The organism is Levilactobacillus tongjiangensis, from assembly GCF_003946345.1.
Classification (GTDB): Bacteria; Bacillota; Bacilli; order Lactobacillales; family Lactobacillaceae; genus Levilactobacillus; species Levilactobacillus tongjiangensis.
On the sequence record NZ_RHNY01000001.1, the window covers coordinates 119,805 to 136,309 of the forward strand.

The 16,505-nt window shown below is 48.6% G+C and carries 15 protein-coding genes; 6 read left to right on the forward strand and 9 right to left on the reverse strand.

Annotation, left to right across the window (positions count from 1 at the left end):
* Positions 1-884: 884 nt before the first annotated feature.
* Entirely contained in the window at positions 885-2,960 is a 2,076-nt protein-coding gene (locus tag EKM75_RS00510) for a cation:proton antiporter (protein ID WP_125691117.1), read from the reverse strand.
* Between the two features lie 552 nt (positions 2,961-3,512).
* Between EKM75_RS00510 and spx the strand changes: the two genes are divergently transcribed.
* A complete protein-coding gene (spx, locus tag EKM75_RS00515; RefSeq protein WP_125682502.1) occupies positions 3,513-3,911 on the forward strand; it encodes a transcriptional regulator Spx in 399 nt (132 codons plus the stop codon).
* A 153-nt stretch (positions 3,912-4,064) separates the two neighbouring features.
* On the opposite strand, the gene EKM75_RS00520 is transcribed toward spx, so the two are convergent.
* Together EKM75_RS00520 and EKM75_RS00525 are read right to left on the reverse strand one after the other, a co-directional pair.
* The gene (locus EKM75_RS00520; protein WP_125682504.1) at positions 4,065-4,352 is read right to left on the reverse strand and encodes an EAL domain-containing protein; all 288 of its coding nucleotides are present in this window, start codon (positions 4,350-4,352) and stop codon (positions 4,065-4,067) included.
* Between the two features lie 182 nt (positions 4,353-4,534).
* Positions 4,535-5,464 carry a ketopantoate reductase family protein gene (locus EKM75_RS00525; RefSeq protein ID WP_125691119.1) on the reverse strand — a complete coding sequence of 310 codons (930 nt, stop codon included), beginning with the start codon at positions 5,462-5,464 and terminating at the stop codon, positions 4,535-4,537.
* 166 nt (positions 5,465-5,630) lie between these two features.
* On the opposite strand from EKM75_RS00525, the gene EKM75_RS00530 reads away from it, so the two are divergent.
* Together EKM75_RS00530 and EKM75_RS00535 are read left to right on the forward strand one after the other, a co-directional pair.
* Positions 5,631-7,601 (forward strand): S9 family peptidase, encoded by a 1,971-nt coding sequence (locus EKM75_RS00530; RefSeq protein WP_125691121.1) that lies wholly within the window; start codon positions 5,631-5,633, stop codon positions 7,599-7,601.
* Positions 7,602-8,159: 558 nt separating this feature from the next.
* Positions 8,160-8,513, forward strand: coding sequence for a helix-turn-helix domain-containing protein (locus tag EKM75_RS00535; RefSeq protein ID WP_125691123.1), 354 nt, complete (start codon positions 8,160-8,162; stop codon positions 8,511-8,513).
* Positions 8,514-8,853: 340 nt separating this feature from the next.
* Here the strand turns inward: EKM75_RS00535 and EKM75_RS00540 are convergent, their stop codons facing one another.
* Both EKM75_RS00540 and EKM75_RS00545 read right to left on the reverse strand, forming a co-directional pair.
* Positions 8,854-9,327: a C40 family peptidase gene (locus tag EKM75_RS00540; protein ID WP_125682512.1), complete on the reverse strand. Its 474-nt coding sequence runs from the start codon at positions 9,325-9,327 to the stop codon at positions 8,854-8,856.
* Positions 9,328-9,483: 156 nt separating this feature from the next.
* Positions 9,484-10,440, reverse strand: a complete 957-nt coding sequence (locus tag EKM75_RS00545; RefSeq protein WP_125691125.1) for a linear amide C-N hydrolase — start codon at positions 10,438-10,440, stop codon at positions 9,484-9,486.
* A 150-nt stretch (positions 10,441-10,590) separates the two neighbouring features.
* Between EKM75_RS00545 and EKM75_RS00550 the strand changes: the two genes are divergently transcribed.
* On the forward strand, positions 10,591-11,217 hold the full coding sequence (locus EKM75_RS00550) for an LVIS_2131 family protein (RefSeq protein WP_125691127.1): 627 nt from the start codon (positions 10,591-10,593) through the stop codon (positions 11,215-11,217).
* 483 nt (positions 11,218-11,700) lie between these two features.
* On the opposite strand, the gene EKM75_RS00555 is transcribed toward EKM75_RS00550, so the two are convergent.
* The 3 genes from EKM75_RS00555 to EKM75_RS00565 form a co-directional block, all read right to left on the reverse strand.
* Complete coding sequence (locus tag EKM75_RS00555) at positions 11,701-12,255, reverse strand: M15 family metallopeptidase (protein ID WP_125682517.1); 555 nt, start codon at positions 12,253-12,255, stop codon at positions 11,701-11,703.
* 246 nt (positions 12,256-12,501) lie between these two features.
* On the reverse strand, positions 12,502-13,149 hold the full coding sequence (locus EKM75_RS00560) for an NAD(P)H-hydrate epimerase (RefSeq protein WP_125682519.1): 648 nt from the start codon (positions 13,147-13,149) through the stop codon (positions 12,502-12,504).
* Between the two features lie 31 nt (positions 13,150-13,180).
* A complete protein-coding gene (locus tag EKM75_RS00565) occupies positions 13,181-13,636 on the reverse strand; it encodes a MarR family winged helix-turn-helix transcriptional regulator (RefSeq protein WP_125691129.1) in 456 nt (151 codons plus the stop codon).
* Positions 13,637-13,772: 136 nt separating this feature from the next.
* On the opposite strand from EKM75_RS00565, the gene EKM75_RS00570 reads away from it, so the two are divergent.
* Positions 13,773-14,099 carry a hypothetical protein gene (locus EKM75_RS00570; protein WP_125691131.1) on the forward strand — a complete coding sequence of 109 codons (327 nt, stop codon included), beginning with the start codon at positions 13,773-13,775 and terminating at the stop codon, positions 14,097-14,099.
* 379 nt (positions 14,100-14,478) lie between these two features.
* Positions 14,479-15,843, forward strand: coding sequence for an MFS transporter (locus EKM75_RS00580; protein ID WP_125691133.1), 1,365 nt, complete (start codon positions 14,479-14,481; stop codon positions 15,841-15,843).
* Between the two features lie 63 nt (positions 15,844-15,906).
* Here the strand turns inward: EKM75_RS00580 and EKM75_RS00585 are convergent, their stop codons facing one another.
* Positions 15,907-16,377, reverse strand: coding sequence for a TetR/AcrR family transcriptional regulator (locus EKM75_RS00585; protein ID WP_263853477.1), 471 nt, complete (start codon positions 16,375-16,377; stop codon positions 15,907-15,909).
* Positions 16,378-16,505: the final 128 nt, after the last annotated feature.

Here is a 16,505-nt window from a genome sequence, read left to right on the forward strand (position 1 = left end):
AATCTTTAACGTGTTAAGGAAATTATAAGCTAGTTTGGCATGAGTGTAAATTTACGATGGCAAAAAACGTTAAATTATGAGATTTTTTCTAACAAAATGGTGTAGGGGTGGGATGATTAACGCTCCTTTTGGCTTATGGTTGTTGTTAGTTTTAGATGCCACCCCCTGGCAACCTCCGGCTACACTAGTCGAAAAAAATAAGCCGCGTGTTATCTCCCGTGGTTAGTGAAGTTGTGAGAATAAATGTAGGTTAGTGAGTAACGTTGTGTCTTTTTGGTCATTTGTCTAATTATGTATTGTTATCAATGTTTAGCAGAAGGTAAGCTAAATGGCGTGTTATTGTGTATAGTTTCGAAGTATAGATGCATGATGTTTATTTCAAACTATAAGCTAAGATGATTGTGCTTGGCCGTATACGTTCCCGTCAGCACATCCAAGGTCGACCGTCTTTTTTTAGAACCAATATAGCCGGAGGTCGTCAGGGTGGGTAGTAGCTGTGTCGGTGGCGTTAACTCGGTGGGTTGACCGAGTCTAGGCCACGGGACGAGCTTGAAGATTCGTGGGCTGTGCGAAGCTTCAAGTCGAGCCGGAGGACCGCTTCACAGGCCGAAGGCGGTCCCCACAGCAGCTGCCCACCCTGACGACCGGAGGCGGCAATCGAAACGAAAGCATAAAAAAACGACGGCCAGACCTTGATTGTCTGCGTCGTCGCTGAATGATAAAAACGTAAATCACGTTTGGAGTGGGTCGGTTGCCGTAACAGAGCCGCCCATTATTTTTTACTTTGGAGGAGTAAAATTGTAACTTATTCGTTTGATTATTCGTAAGTTATGAGACCAGTTTAGCAAGAAATTGTGAAGAAAATGTGACGCATATCTTGCGTTTTAGTTAGTGTCCGCAATTTCTTGCATATAGAGCATCTGATCGGTTGAAACTTGTTGATAAAGTTCATCTGCCAACTCGGAGGACAGGGCGTTCGTACGCCGTTGTTGTCGAATATAAGTGTATTCGTACTGGAAGGCTTGGATGAACAATTCGTTTTGCTGGTCGCCGTTTTCCTGAGACTTGAAGCGACGGTGGCGCGCGTTGTAGTAATTACGTACCACGTTGACCTCGGTCTGGTTGTCGATATTGGCCTCAGCCGTTAAGAATTGAATCACGGCGTTGTAGATGTCGGCTTCAATTTTGAGGAAGTTTTCCCGGCGTTCCCGGTCGATACGGCTACTCCGAGATTGACGGCCTCGGGGTCGCTTTTGTTCCTGGGCGATGCGTTGTTCAGCCAGCCGTTGTTGTTCCTCTGAGTGGGGCTGAGCAGCGAGACGCTTCCGCTGCTTGGCGATACGCTTGTTACGGTGCCATCTGCGCGAGAAACCGTGCTCCAGTCGGTGCCAAACAAAGCGAATCCAGAGCGTCCCATTGACGAAAGGATTGTTACTGCTCATCTGGGACTTGAAAACTAAGATCCTCACGTAGCGGTTCGCAAAACTAGCTGGAATCGTGCCATCGTCAGAGCGCTGTTGGACCGTTTCAGCTTCGATTTGGGTGGCTTGATTCAGAATAACCTGCAACTTCTTACGGTCGGGTCGCTGAGAAGTTACCTGGCTATTTAAAATTTCGACGACTTCTTGTGTTTCTGCGGGATAATCGGGATTTTCTTGAACTAGGCGTTCTGTCGCGTAGGCTACCAGCGACCGGCGTTCCTTGAAGGCGGTGTCGGGGTCGACCGGTAGGGTTTTCTTGGGAAGGATAAATGGCAGAATTATCGTCGGCACTAAGAGACTCAAGATAATGACGATGGCTGCGACAAAGATCATGGTATTACGGTACGGAAAGGCGTGACCGTTCAACGTTAAGGGCAGTGAAAAGGCCATGGCCAAAGTAATGGTTCCGTGGACCCCAGAAAGGGCCCCAATTACGGCATTTTGGCGGCGTTCTTTGGGTTCAGACTGAATCAATGCCCAGTCTAAACGAATCCAGACGTAGCGCAGGGCTAACATTACGAGGTAAAGGATAATGGCCAACAAAACGAAGGCCGATAATGATTTAGTATGGTCTTGCTGAATATTTACCCAGACCGTTGGCAACGAGACACCCAAGAGCACAAACACGAACCCATTTAGGATGCTCGTTAAAATGCGCCAGGTTGACCGTGAAACCAGCTGTAACTCGGTACTAGACAGCCGCAGTTGGTTGTTAGAAATACTGTAGATCAACCCAGCAGCGACCACGGCCAGAATTCCCGAAAGTCCGAGATGTTCCGCTGCCAAATAGATGAGAAAGGGTATCGTCACATCGTAGGGAACAATTACACTGGAAGAATCTTTCCCACTCTGGACTAGATAGACCCGGGCCCAGACGGCCACGATTCCCAGAATGAGGCCAATGAGGAGCCCACCTAAGAAGACGACCAGAAAGTGCTTGACCCCACCGCCAACTGAGAATTTTCCGGTGGTGAAGGCGGTTAGGGCCAGACTGAAGGCCACCAAACCGGAAGCGTCGTTGAAGAGCGACTCACGTTCCAGCATGCCCATGACCCGCTCGGGGACGGCCATGTTGCTGGTGATCGATGAGACGGCGACGGCATCAGTAGGCGTTACAATAGCGGCCAGGGCAAAGGCCAAAGCCAGTGGGATCCCCACCAGCATGGCATGGCTGACGTAGCCCATTAAGATGACGGTCAGGATGGCCAGGACCACGGCCATCGATAAGATGGATCCTAGGTTTCGCCGGAGTTCCTTAGCGTTGGCATTTTGGCCGTCATAGAACATAAGTGGCGCAATGATGATGAGCATGAATACTTCGGGCTCAAGAATAAAATGATGATACAGGGGAACCAGTGACAAGATGGCACCGGCAAAGATTTGGTAGAACGCTTTTGGTATCAGTGGAAAATATGGATAAATCGTATTGGCCACAATGGTTGCGAGAACTAGCAACACGATGGCATAGAAGATTTCCAAGTGAATCCCTCCCAAGTGTGAGAATAATTGCTGTCCCCAATTTTACGCTAATGGCTACCAAATTGGGGGAGAATCACTCGAAACTCGAAAAAGTTTTGAGTGGTTAAATAATCGGGTTGGTTGGGAAGGTAGGTTGATCAAGTTAGTGAGTTTCAGTGAATGAATATTAAAACATTGTATATGGATATTTATTCAAAATGGTAAAAAGGGAACGCCTGGAAGGGTCTGTGACAAACACAAGAAAGTTATCAGCAGATAATTGATTCAGTTTAAAAACTTTGTGATAACGCAAAAGATTGCTACATGAGACGTTGGCGTTTCCAATCACAAACAAATTTATATTCGGATAACTGGTTGATGATAACAACCAACTCACTAAAAAATGTTGACTGTTATTTAGAAAGTTTCCAAAAAGGGTTGATTATTCATTCAGTTGTGATAACATATAAGTTGGTTCTACTAGATGGTTCAGCGAATTATTTTGGGGGAACCGAGCTAAGTCGTTTGTTTTTTTCTATCGTTACTCAATCCAACGATAAGGAAGTGCTGAATATGATTAATTTGTACATTGCACCAAGTAGCGCATCCAGCCGGAAGGCACGAGCATGGCTTAAGGAGCACGACATTGCGTTCAGAGAACGGAATATCAAGTCCAAGCCGTTGAATGCTTCCGAAGTCAAGCAGATTCTTCGCTTAACCGAAAATGGGAGTGAAGACATCATCTCTACCCGGTCGAATGTATTTAAGCAACTACACGTTGACCTGGATAACTTATCAGTTAGTCAGTTGGTCGATCTAGTTGTGAAGTACCCTGACTTAATCAAGCGTCCAATCATCTTTGATGACAAGCGCCTGGAAGTTGGCTACAACGAAGAAGAAATTCGGCGGTTCTTGCCACGTGATGTGCGGACTGCAGAATTACACCACTTGGAATCACAACTAAGTTCATAACACGAATCGATCAGTTCTCGGGGGAGTGCTGGTCGGTTTTTTATTGAAATAATTATCAATGGTGCACAATCAATTTAGTAGGTAAAAGAAAGCGGTCGAGAATTCTCTCGACCGCTTTCTTTTACATATTAACGTTAATCACACATTCTGTGGTTAGACACGTTGTTGCTTGCGATAATTTTGCGCCATATTGGCGTAGCCTAACTGTTCTAAGGTCTCCGCAACTGTTGCATCGATCGTACCCGTTGCGACCACGTCAAAGCCCGCTAATTGGGCAACAATCAAGCTCTCAACTCGATGAACGACTGTCGGGTCGTTCGTGAGGTCTGTGAGTGATTCGTGAATCTTCCGGGGGTCGAACGGACTGTGTTCTCCCGCAACGTTCTCCACGGTCAGGCCGCCTGGGTGCATCGTGGTCTGTGATCTTCTTAAAACGTCCATCGTCTCTAGCCCTCCTAGGTTTGCCGGACCTATCTCAATCATGATCTTAGTGGTCGGTAAAAATTCGTCTATCACTATGTTACGATGAATGACCCTAAATTACAACTAGATATGGTGTGAAAATTTGACGTTTTTCTACATATAGTAGTAAAACCACAGAGCGTGGTGCTCTGAATTTTACGTTAGATACCGCGCAAAGCTTCTTGACTGTGAATAAGTTGGGCTAACAGGGCATTGTTAGGAGCCGCAACGCCTAATTTAGTCCCCAATTTAGCTACATAACCGTTTAAGAAATCAATTTCGGTCGGCCGGTGCTTAGCCATGTCCTGATGCATGGATGGGTAGTGGCCACCGTTGGTTTCTGGTGAGAATTGGGCGGCAATGAGGTCGGTGACGTCGGCCACGCTGAATTGGATCTTGGCGGCGTTAGCGACGGCTTGGAATTCGTTGAGAACCCGGTCATTGAGTTCGCGCCAGTTAGGTAGCGCCCCAAATTCACCAATATTGCAGTCAAAGAGGGTGCAGTAGGTGTTCAACACACTGTTGAGGCCCGCCTTTTTCCAAATGGCGGCCATCACGTTGGCAGCTTCACTTGCGTGTAGTCCTGCGGCATTGAGGGTGTCGATCAATCCAGGTAGGTTCGGGAACTTATCGGGAACGACAGCCTGGAGCGAAATACTCCCAGTGCCAGTGACCGTAATGTGGCCGGGGCCAGCTAAGCCGGAAGACCAAACGGTGGTTCCGACAACAATCTGTTCCTTAGGGACGTGGCGTTCGATGGTCTCTACGTTGCCGATTCCGTTGGCCAGGGTCAAGACGGCCGGCTGGTTGTCCAAGATACCATTGAGCTGTTGTAGCATGGCATCCATCTGCATGGCTTTGGTGAAGAGGATGACGAGGTCGAACTGTTCAGTGACCTCGGCCGGGCGTTTGGCCGTCATGGGGATGACCTGGTCGCCCTGACCGTCCGTGGTGATGGTCAGACCGTCCCGGTTGATGACGTCCACGTGTTCCTGCCAGTTATCGATCAAGGTGACTTGGTTGCCTGCCTGCTGTAGCTTAACGCCGAAGCGGCTACCCATGGCACCCGCGCCAGCAATCGCAATTTTCATGAAGAATCACTCCTATTATGATTGACTTAGCCTCAGTGTAGCAGTTTTTTGGTGAAAATGGTGTGGGAACGGTAAGGATTGGTAATTGACATCATCCAAGCGCTGGGCTAACATGAAACTTACTATTAGATGAGAAAATAATGAGAAAAAAATAGGAGCGATGTGTATGTCCAAGAGTGTTAGCGCGCAAGACTTGTTCAAGTTAGTAGCGCTGTCTCAACCATTAGCCAGCGACGGTCAGGTATTTTTCGTGGAAAATGGTGTCGATCAAGCTAGTAATGGGTATGTTTCTCAAATTAAACGACTCAGTGTTACTGGTGGTACGCAGGATGTGGCGGTTAATGGCCGGTTGAACCTACAACCCACCGTTGCCGGTGAGAGCCTATACTACACTGCTATCGTGGACCAGGCCAAGGCACAGCTCTTTCGGGTACCGGTGACCGGTGGCGAACCAACGGCCGTTACGACAAGTACGCCCAATGAGGCCGTCAACACGGTGATCGCCGCTGCGGATGGTACCAGCATTTTCTTCAAGACCACGCAGACGGCGGAACGGCCTAAGTTACCAAATACCGAAGCGTTTCCGCAGCCCCGGCACGTTGAGAATTTGATCAACAAGGCTGACGGCTATGGGTGGCTCCCTTTGGACGTGGTGTACCGATTACGCCGCTATCAACCGAGCACCGGCGTCGTTGAAGAAATTTTTCAACAGGGTCACGATTTCGACCTGACCTCGGTGAGTGCTGACGGTCGTTACGTTTCCTATTTAGTTGATGATCGACCAGCGGATGATACGGACTTTTCCCGGGGCGTCAGTGTGTTAGATGTTCAAACGGGAGAGACGGTCGATTTGACCACCACGCTGCCTAAGGCCCGTTTCTCAGACGCCACGTTATCGCCAGATGGCCGACGGGTGGCTTTAGTGGGTGACGACGGTTCCTTTGGCCGTCATACCGTGGCGAACCTTTACCTAGTCAACCGGGAGAGCGGGGAATTAGTTAACCGTACCGCTGAATTAGACGCTGATTTGGTGCCAGACTTTGCTGGCGACTTCGTGCAACATCCTAGTGGTAAATTAGTTCGGTGGCTGACCGATGAGGACGTGGTATTTGCCGCTGCCTTTCACGGGCGTTCCCAACTTTACGTGGCGAATGCGACCGACCTGCATTTAATTGACGACACTGCACGTCAAATCGTGGACTTTGACGTGGTCGATGCTCAGCACATCGTTGCCGCTGTGTCCTATCAGGATAAGCCGAGTGAACTCTTGCGACTGTCCGTCAAGACGGGTGAAGAACGCGTATTATACGATCCGAACGCAGCTTATGAGGACACCCATGAGTTTGCCCACGCACAACGGTTTGATTTTGAATCGGATGATGGTCAGCCCTTGGAAGGCTGGTACTTACCGGCCCAAACGCAGGCGGCAAAGGAACCAGTGTTGCTATACGTTCATGGCGGTCCACACGCCAACTATGGCGAAACGTTCTTCTATGAATTTCAGGTACACGCGAGTCGTGGGTTCGGGGTCGTCTTCTTCAATCCCCGGGGGTCAACCAGTTATGGGCAAGCATTTGAGGACGACGTAAACGGTCACTATGGAGAAAATGATTACGACGATGTCATGAAGGGGTTAGATGTTGCTTTGCAACGGTTCCCACAGTTAGATGCTAGCCGGCAGTACATTGCTGGTGGCTCCTATGGTGGGTTCATGACGACCTGGGCTGTGGGTCACACCAAGCGGTTTGCCGCAGCGGTTGCCCAACGAGCCGTGACTAATTGGATCAGCTTGTTTGGTATTAGTGACATTGGTTTTTACTTTAATCCGGAAGAACTGGGTGTCGATCTCTTTGCCAAAGGTGGCCTAGAGTCTTACTGGAAGCAGTCACCATTAGCTTACGCGCAGAACGTGACAACGCCGATTCGGTTGCTTCACGGTGAGTGGGACATGCGTTGTCCGATCAGCCAGTCAGAGGAATTCTTTACAGCTATCAAACGCAACGGCGTGGATGCAGACTTTTTGCGGTACCCGCAGAGTTTCCATGGGATTTCACGGAGTGGGTTGCCTAGCCTGCGGATTCAACGGATTGACGATATGACTGAGTGGTTTGTCGCTCATCCTGCTGTTCAGAAATAACCTGTATGGTTTTGGTCGCCTCCGGCCGTCAGGGCTGGTGCTGGCTGTGGGGACCGCCTGCAGCCAAAGTACGGGCTTCCGGCTCGACTTGAAACCTCGGAAGTTCGCCGAGTTTCCAAGCTCGTCCCGTGGCGTAACCTCGGAAATGCACCGAGCTAACGCCACTTTCACTGCCAACACCAGCCCTGACGACCTGCGGCTACACTTGTGGGTTGGGTGAACATAACTGAACTGTTTACTGATGTAATACGAGGTTGTCATTGCTGTGATTAACTGGCATATTCATTGATTTTGGTCAGTAAGCCAACTAATTTAAGTGAAATTGATTGTTTATAAATCACCAAAAAGGCCGTTAGTACCGTGAGTTTCGGTATTAACGGCCTTTCTCGTATCGTTTAGATAATTCAAAAGAAACAGCGTTGTATCAGCGTTTGCAACCACCTTGGCAACCGTGACGGGCGCAACTAGCCCGGGCAAAGTGCGGGGTGGCAGTTTTGATTGCTAGACGGGATTAGGGGTGAGTCATTATACTCGAATTAAATTATAGGGGATGAGCAGATGGAGAATGTATTTAGACAGCAGCTGGTTAAAATTCGGCGCCAGCAAAACCTTTCACAGGAACAATTGGCCGGACAACTGTTTGTGTCACGCCAGTCTATTTCTAAGTGGGAACAGGGGGAAACGTCGCCGGACATTGACACGTTGGTCAAACTCGCCAATTTGTTGCAGGTTGATTTGAATGAATTAGTTGGTGGTGAGAAAACCACGGAAACGTCCTTCAGAACCGATAACTTGGGGACGCAACAAACTAATCATCAGTCACAGATGAATGGTTGGGAATTTCTATCAAAGAATTGGTGGACGATTATTCCGATTCTGGGGATTATTGGTTGGATTCTTGGAGCTAATTGAAGATGCTGGTTTAGATGGTAGTGCTGGGATGTGGGGATGTCCTGGCGCTATTTTTTGTGGCGCTGGGGTTGAGCTGGGGCGTTAGAGAGTTTCTCGCCGAACTGTTGTGGCCTGGCAACTTCAGAAACGTGTTACTACCGGGCAGACAGTTGCGCTTAACCCGATTAAGTAAACGACCCAAACCCAGGGTCATTCACTTAATCACGTTAATGCTCGCTGTCTAACCGCCCTTCGTAACACTCTTGACCCAAAAATCCCCCGTCGCGACGTACGACGGGGGACACAGTTTATTTCATTTATGAGGATCAGGAACTGTTTTAATCTTTTTGTGAATCAGTGACTATTCAACGTTACCGACACGGGCGTAACCTACAGCGTGCCACCATGGGGCGTGAACGGCTTCAGTCACAACACCGCGGTTTTGTGAATCAATCATCTTACCCTTACCAACGTACAGACCAACGTGAGAGATAGAATGCTTGGAACCACCGAAGAAGACCAGGTCACCCTTCTTGATGTTCTTGTAAGTCACGTGCTTGAACTTGTTGTATTGTGCTTGGGCGGTACGAGGGATCTTCTTAGAAGCACCCTTCTTGTAAACGTAACTAGTAAGGCCAGAGCAATCAAAACGGGAAGGACCAGTTGAACCCCAACCGTAAGGCTTACCTAATTGGGCTTTAGCAACCTTGTGGATCTTGTCGTATGACATGGTAGCTGCGGATGCGTCAGTTGGTTGGGTAATGGCGATACCTGCAATTGCAAATGCTACAGCGGCCATCACGGATAATAAAATGTTAGTAAACGTCGTCTTCATAAATGTAAACAAACTCCCTTTTTCAAATTAGATTTAGTATTTTGTGTTTCGCGCTTCGTTTCAACATGCTTAATACTATCAGGGAGTTGTTACAGAAATGTCTCAAAGCCGTCTCATTCGGATTAAAGGTAATGTTAAGCTCTGCAACATTTGGCCTTAATTGTCCGGGTAGGCGTGAGGGAAACGCCGGTGGGACGCCATTTCTGGCGTCAAAGTGATTTGTTGCAGACGCTGAGTAGTTCGCGGGATAAAAAAGTAATTTAGCGTATTTAAATCGATAACAGACCGATAATGGGTGTAATTATGGTTGGGTTGGGTCCGTCTGGCGGGGTCATAGGGCAGGATAACCTCTGCTAACCAGTTGAAAATTCCAGTGATACTTTCAGCGGTCGTCATGAAAGTGGGGGTTCCCCATTTTCTTAAAGCCATGTGGATGAATCGGCGCGTGGGGACTGAACCGGTGGGGAGTGGTGCTTGGCTTGCCAGATAATTGTGGGCGGCCATGGCCGTTTGACCAGAGAAGTCCGACCCACTGACGTCTAGAAAATCGTTTAAGTTCTGCAAATGAGTGGGTAGCACGGGGGTGTTGGTCAGAACGCCCACTGGATTGCGGTCAGCGTGCAGCGGGCCACCAGTGGGTTCAATGACGAGCGTTTGGCCTGACTGGTCGCTGAGAATCCAGTGGAAGGGGTAGACGTGCCGATCCTGCCCCCATTTGCGGCCAACTAGGGTGACTTGGGGCAAGTCGTTGACGAGTGCATCCAAGGTAGCGTGTTCACCTAGGGCCCAGTTGATGAAGTCTTGGGGGTTGAGGTTGATATTCCCCGTGACGGGATCGTCGGCGTAAGATGCAGCGCCAGGTAGGTAGAGTTCGGCACAGCTGATACCGTTTTCATTTACACCGTCGGCTAGCAGGTAGGCGGAGAAGTCGCTAGCAATGCGACCGCCGCCTAGAATTGCGTAACGCGTGGTCCGAAAAGTATGTAAGGCCGTTTGCCACCGGTAGTTGCGTGGTAGGAAGACCGGCCGCCAAGGAGTGGTGGTTGGAAAATCCATGGTTCGCGCAAAAAAATGGTGGGCAGAAGCGGAGGTATAGGTTAGACTAGTACACACAAGGGTTCCTCCTTTGGGACTCATAATTAGTCTAATTATAACTTATAAATGACCGGGACTGCGGCCTTGTATTCCGGGCAATAATCTCGTAAGCTATTAAGGAGAGAAAATGCCCAGATAAAGGCTTATTTCTGGAAGGGAATTGGGATAATGAAATCAACATGGAACTTAGTGGGGATGGCCCTATGGCTCATCGTCCTCGTCACGCTGGTCTGGATGGTCCACGATATGCGGGTTCGTCGGATTCGTTTAATTGTTAAAGAGCATCATAGTTTTTCCTGGAAGAACTTTAGCATTTCAACCGTTGAACTGGTCGTCTGGCTCCTCTTCTTTGGGGGGATGAGTTACACGACTTTCTTCCAAAACGTTAACCAACTGGGAACGCGGGTCAGTCAAACGACGCGTTACGAACCGCTGGTCATCAACACGGGGAGTAGCAATGGCTCGGCCTACTACGTTTCTGTGAACAATAGTACGGGTAAGAAGCCCGTGCAGACCTACACGTACTTAACTGAGGGCGAGAAGTATGAAGTCCGCAGCACGGATGCCACGGTCTCCGATGGCAAGAAAGCCATCAACCTTCCAGCTTCAGCTTACAAATGGAATACCCAAAAGGTGACTAAGTATGATCAACGTCATCAAAAGGCGTGGGTCGGGGTCATTGAAACCACGTATAAAAAATCGTTTGTCAACGGGATTGGCTTGCACGCTGGCCGTTTGGCGAACCGCTTCACGTTGATTCGAATTCCGGATCACTCCTTCATGTTACGAGAGTAAACCAAAACACAGGCTGTTTTCCAATCGGAAAACAATCTGTGTTTTTTTGTATATCGGGGGAGTGCTTTGGTTATGCATCTCGTTTTGTCCGCCTTACCGGGCAGGAAAAATAGGTTGGAACGCTGTGAACGCGATTTCGAGCCAAAGAGCGGTCTCGAAACTCGGTTCTGCCTAACCGAAGAAAATCACTTCGCTAAGGCAGTGCCACGGCTGAACCTATTTTTCCTGCCCTCACGGCTGATGTTTGGCGATACATAAACTTACAGTTGATATCATTGCGAGCAGCTAATGTTAGATTATTAAGTATTCGCAGTGTTAGCCGAGAGGTCGCTGGATATGGGCTCAGGCGCCTCGTTGTTCTTCGCCGTTTACGGCTTAGAACAAGGCCAAGCTTTGAGACTCACGTTTTTGGTGAGGCTCAAAGTTGTGCCGGCACCGTTCCAGCCCATATTTGGCGACCGGTAAGGCGGGATAAGGCGAAAATCAGAAATCATTGGGGTTGGCAGCGGCTGGTTGGTAATCGTCCATTTGGGTGTCGCGGTAATCCCACCACTCGTTTTCGTAGCCGAAGAACCCGGCCTCACGCATGGCGGCGTCCAGAATCTGGTAGTTCTTTTCCTGCGTCGCAGTACGGGGATGGTTCCGGTGAGCGGCTAAGGTGAAGTCGTCGAAAGGTGTTTGCATTTCTAATTCGTTGCCGTCAGCGTCACAGAGTGTGAGGTCGAAGGTCACGCCTTTTTGATGAGAGAAGTTGGGATTGGGTTTGGCAACGAACGAGGGATCGGGGTAGACATCGTATAATTTTTCCTGGGCCGGTACGGGGCGATAAGCGTCCCAAATTTTTAGCCGGTAACCCTGTTCTTTAACAATGGCACTCGCTGCGGCCAATTTTTTTGCCGTTCCTGTGCGGGCGATAGCGGTGGTAAAATCGTAGATCACACGGTGGGTAAAGTTGTCCGTGGTGGCGTAGCGCAGGTCGACAATGATGCTGGGGTCCAGCGCTTGGACGTTGGTGAAACCAGTTTCTAGTTGTGACATGGGGCACCTCCATAAATTGTTATCAATAGTATACCGGGTTCCAGATAGAAAAGCTTGTGAAAGGGCTTAAATTACTGAAGTTCCGGGCATTCTTGACCAAAAATAAAAAACGCCCGACCCCGCAGGATCAGACGTCCAATATAGTCGGAAACCGCGAAAGTCACTTCAGCTTTCGTACCTTCCAGTGTACCTGATGATTGCTTATTTTAATGGGTTGAACGGCTAGTTTGTTTGGTCACTTAGTAATTAGCGTACGTGTTCCAAATGGTCCTGCGCATAAATCCCAATGTCGGCGACGTGGACTGTGCCGGCGTGGTGCTTACCGCTGGCGGTCAAGAGGCCAATCTTGTTGTAGGCCATGGTCGTCGTACTGTCGGCAACTACGGCGACGCCCATGACATCACCAGTGTCGGCGTTGATGCCAGATGGCACATCGATAGCGACCTTCTTAGCGTCGGCAGCGTTGATGGCGTTGATGGCGTTGGCAAAGTTCCCCGTGACTTCGCGGGACAAGCCAACGCCGAAGATGGCGTCGACAATCATGCTGGCGGCCACGATATGATTCAAGTCGTTGGTCACGGGAATGCCGTAGTATTGGGCAATCTTCAATTGTTGATCAGTCTGAGGGGTTGCCTTTTCGAGGTCCCCCAGAATGTAGAGTTCAACGTCGATTCCCCGAATTTTAAGCAACCGGGCCACGGCAATGCCGTCGCCACCGTTGTTACCGACACCAGCGACCACGATGACCTGACTTAGGTCAAAGTCATCGTTCAAAATGTTGTTAAAGGTAGCCAAGGCAGCCCGTTCCATCAGAACTAATGCGGGAATCCCGACCTTATTAATCGTATGGGCATCGTAGCGTTGGGCTTCGGCAATGGTAATAGCTTTACTCATAAAAATCCCTCCTCAGTTAGGGAAAGCGCGGCTAATGACTATCCGTTTGACGGTCAACTTGCAAGACCCGTGAAGAAAGTTGCTGGAGTTGGGTGGTAATTGTCGCGTAGTCAAAATTAGTATCGGTTGGCGTGGCCTGTTGCCACCAATCATGAAGGACGGCGACGGCCTGTTTAACCAGGTGCTGGCCATCTGCAGTTAACGTTATGCGGCGGTTTCGCCGGTCCGCGGGGTCGGTTTCCTTGCCTAACAGGGAAAGACCGACCATGTGGTGAACCATCCGGGCCATCAAGCCTTCATCGACTGCCATGGTCCAGGCGGCCTTGCGTTGATTCAGTTGACTGGTCTCAGAAACCAAAACTAACAGATAAAATTCAGTAATGTTGATAGGCATCTCATCGGCTTCTAGAATCTGGTTCATCGCCCGTTGAAATTGGCGGTGGAGGATGGCCAGATTCGTGGTGAAGTCTAGTATTGAGTCTTCCATACGCCACCTCCTTAGTTTGACTTGATTTGATATAACTTTAGTTTACACCAGATTAGCGGGAAGGATAATCCTTTGACTCGTATTTGGCAGTTGGCGTGCTAGAATAGGAGTACAACTAATTATGGGAGGCATTGCCGTGTTTATTCAAATTCCGACCGACATGGACGAGGTGCAGATGCGCCAGCTACAGCTTAAGCAGCACGGGGAGACGGCGACGGAGGATGAAATTATTCACCAGGCCGTTCTCGATATTTTACAGAACTTTTTGGACCAGATAGAAGATGGCCACTACGATACTGCCGCTTGGCAGGGTGAAAATTTGACAGTCACGGATATCAATGGTGACTTGACGGCAACGATTAAGCCAATGGCAGCAACGTTTATCGCTGACTTTCGGGATAACGCCGACCAAGTGACGGGACGTTTGGAGCAGGAAGCCATTCAAGCATCCGGTGCCAGATGAATTATTTGTTCATCAAACTAATTTTGGGTTAAAATAAAGGTGTTGTGCGCCCTTAGTGTAATGGATAGCACATGAGATTTCGGTCCTCATGATCCTAGTTCGACTCTCGGGGGGCGCAATAAGCAGTAGCGTTTAGCTGATGTTCTGGGAATTTTCCTGGACGTCAGCTTTTTTGTGTTCGCAACCAAGTCCTTCTAATAAGTAGATGCAGTCACGTAATCTGAGTCTAGTATACGTGTGGCGTAAGGTAGCTTGCCTATTTAGTAATTTTCAATTGGTTAGTGGCACTTTATGCTTAATCTAACGCGTTATGGTTGAACGGGTTTTCATCATGAAATGACGCAATCCGGGCAACTGACGGTTAGAATAGGAGCTCGTAATGAAGCAAAGAAACGAAAAGTTTGGCATAGTTTTGCCAATAATTTTATTAAGCTACGTAATGATTTTGTTGGATAATTCGATTATTTTTACCAGTACCGTAAAAATTGCGACGGACCTGCATTTGAATGCCCAAACGTTGGCGTGGGTCAGCAGTGCGTACACGTTGACTTTTGGTGGTTTTCAGCTGTTCGGCGGGCGGATCGGTGATGTGTATGGTCGTAAACGGGTCTTCCTGATTGGCCTCTTGGTATTTTCTTTTGGTTCGTTGATGGTGGGTGTTTCCACCAATGCTGCCATGATTATTTCAATGCGGGCTCTTCAGGGAATTGGTTCAGCCATCGTAGCACCGACCACTTTGGCTTTGCTATTAGATAATTATCACGGAACGATGCGTTCTCGAGCTATTGCGGCCTATGGTGCAACCGCTGGTGTTGGCGCTAGTCTAGGTATGGTTCTAGGTGGCGTGATTACGAGTGCCTTTTCGTGGCGATATGGTTTCTTTTTTAACGTTCCAATTGGGTTACTGATGTTTGTGATGACGATTTATTTCGTTCATGACCGGGAAAGCCAGAAAGCTACGCGCCTGGATAGCGTTGGCACCCTCTTATCAGTGTTGGGACTATCCGCCTTGGTCTACAGTATTGATGGCACGACTCACCAGCTGTTGGCCTTGGTCGTTGCAGTGATTGCTTTGGGAATATTTGTTTATGTTGAACGAGTGGTTACTAGTCCAATCATGCCGTTACGGCTATTTGCGGATCGACAACGCAATAGTGCCTACATTGCGCGGTTTTTCTTTATCGGTGCAGCCTTTGCGTACTTTTTCGTTACGACACAAGCTTTGCAAAGGATTTATGGATTTACGCCGTTTTTGACAGGCCAGGCGTTCTTGCCAGTCACCATTCCCCAATTTATCGCTGCGCTACAGGTCCCCAAGCTGGCCAGTAAGATTGGTAACGCTCGGTTGATTGTGATTGCGGACATACTGGTCGCAATTGGCATTTTACTGACGGCAGTCCTGGGGATGGACCGTGGTTACTGGGTCGCGGTTGCTGTGCCGATGGTCATCTTTGGGGTTGGTCAGGGGCTGATACTCAGTCCGCTCACGGTAGAGGGGGTCGCCAATACTGATCCTGAAATTGCTGGCGCGGCCTCCGGAGTGGTGAACACAGTCCATCAATTTGGCCAGTCGGTTGGTATCTCAATCGTTGTTGCCCTGACCAGTGGGGTTCATAATTTCTCGACGAGTTACCATGATCAGTTATTGATTATTACGTTGATTGCGGGGCTGAGCCTGCTTGCCGCATTGGTCTTGCAGGGGAGTCATAATCGCCAACTGGTACATGATTTAACTGCGAAATAGGCAATTAAAATAATAGTTCCCCTAAGCCGACAAGACGCCAGCTCAGGGGAACTATTATTTTAGTTAAAGGCTTGGCTCAATTAACATCCAAATAGCATTAAACCGTTCTTCATAGTCGGGAGAGTTCCAAGTTTCCTTGAAACTGGGTGCGGTAAAAACGGCAAAGGCTGACATGATGGCTTCGGCCTTCAAATTATTCTGCGGGTCATAGTCCATAATTGTGTTGATTTTGGCATAGGAATCTTGGAGCATGTCTCTTAGGACGAGGGGTCGCTCATCAATATATTTGGTGTTTAGAGCGAACATTTTGGCATCAGTATTGGCGATTTGTCTTTTGAGATTTATGAACTGCCAAAGCCAGTTCTTCAACACAAGTTTAGGGTCGGAATCGGTGGTGAGATCAATTTTTTGAAAAACTTCACTGTTAAACCAATTGATCAGGACGGCCGTCCACAGTTCATCTTTATTTTTGAAATGTTTATAGAGCGCGGGGTGGGTAATATTTAGTTTCTGTGCGACCTTGGATAAGGTCACCGTTTCCCCATCTTTTAGTAGGTCTCCGACTGTTTGAATAATACTGTCGTTGGTTACACGGGACATAGGGTCACCTTCTTAATCTTTTTTCTAATTCTACCACAGTTAGCCTGCTAAGTTACTTTATT

What these genes read in the sequence shown, in the direction of transcription:
- EKM75_RS00535 (WP_125691123.1), top strand. Translation starts at nt 8,160, where the DNA reads ATGGAGAATGTATTTAGACAGCAGCTGGTTAAAATTCGGCGCCAGCAA.
- spx (WP_125682502.1), top strand. Translation starts at nt 3,513, where the DNA reads ATGATTAATTTGTACATTGCACCAAGTAGCGCATCCAGCCGGAAGGCA.
- EKM75_RS00530 (WP_125691121.1), top strand. Translation starts at nt 5,631, where the DNA reads ATGTCCAAGAGTGTTAGCGCGCAAGACTTGTTCAAGTTAGTAGCGCTG.
- EKM75_RS00520 (WP_125682504.1), bottom strand. Translation starts at nt 4,352, where the DNA reads ATGGACGTTTTAAGAAGATCACAGACCACGATGCACCCAGGCGGCCTG.
- EKM75_RS00555 (WP_125682517.1), bottom strand. Translation starts at nt 12,255, where the DNA reads ATGTCACAACTAGAAACTGGTTTCACCAACGTCCAAGCGCTGGACCCC.
- EKM75_RS00580 (WP_125691133.1), top strand. Translation starts at nt 14,479, where the DNA reads ATGAAGCAAAGAAACGAAAAGTTTGGCATAGTTTTGCCAATAATTTTA.
- EKM75_RS00565 (WP_125691129.1), bottom strand. Translation starts at nt 13,636, where the DNA reads ATGGAAGACTCAATACTAGACTTCACCACGAATCTGGCCATCCTCCAC.
- EKM75_RS00525 (WP_125691119.1), bottom strand. Translation starts at nt 5,464, where the DNA reads ATGAAAATTGCGATTGCTGGCGCGGGTGCCATGGGTAGCCGCTTCGGC.
- EKM75_RS00550 (WP_125691127.1), top strand. Translation starts at nt 10,591, where the DNA reads ATGAAATCAACATGGAACTTAGTGGGGATGGCCCTATGGCTCATCGTC.
- EKM75_RS00540 (WP_125682512.1), bottom strand. Translation starts at nt 9,327, where the DNA reads ATGAAGACGACGTTTACTAACATTTTATTATCCGTGATGGCCGCTGTA.
- EKM75_RS00560 (WP_125682519.1), bottom strand. Translation starts at nt 13,149, where the DNA reads ATGAGTAAAGCTATTACCATTGCCGAAGCCCAACGCTACGATGCCCAT.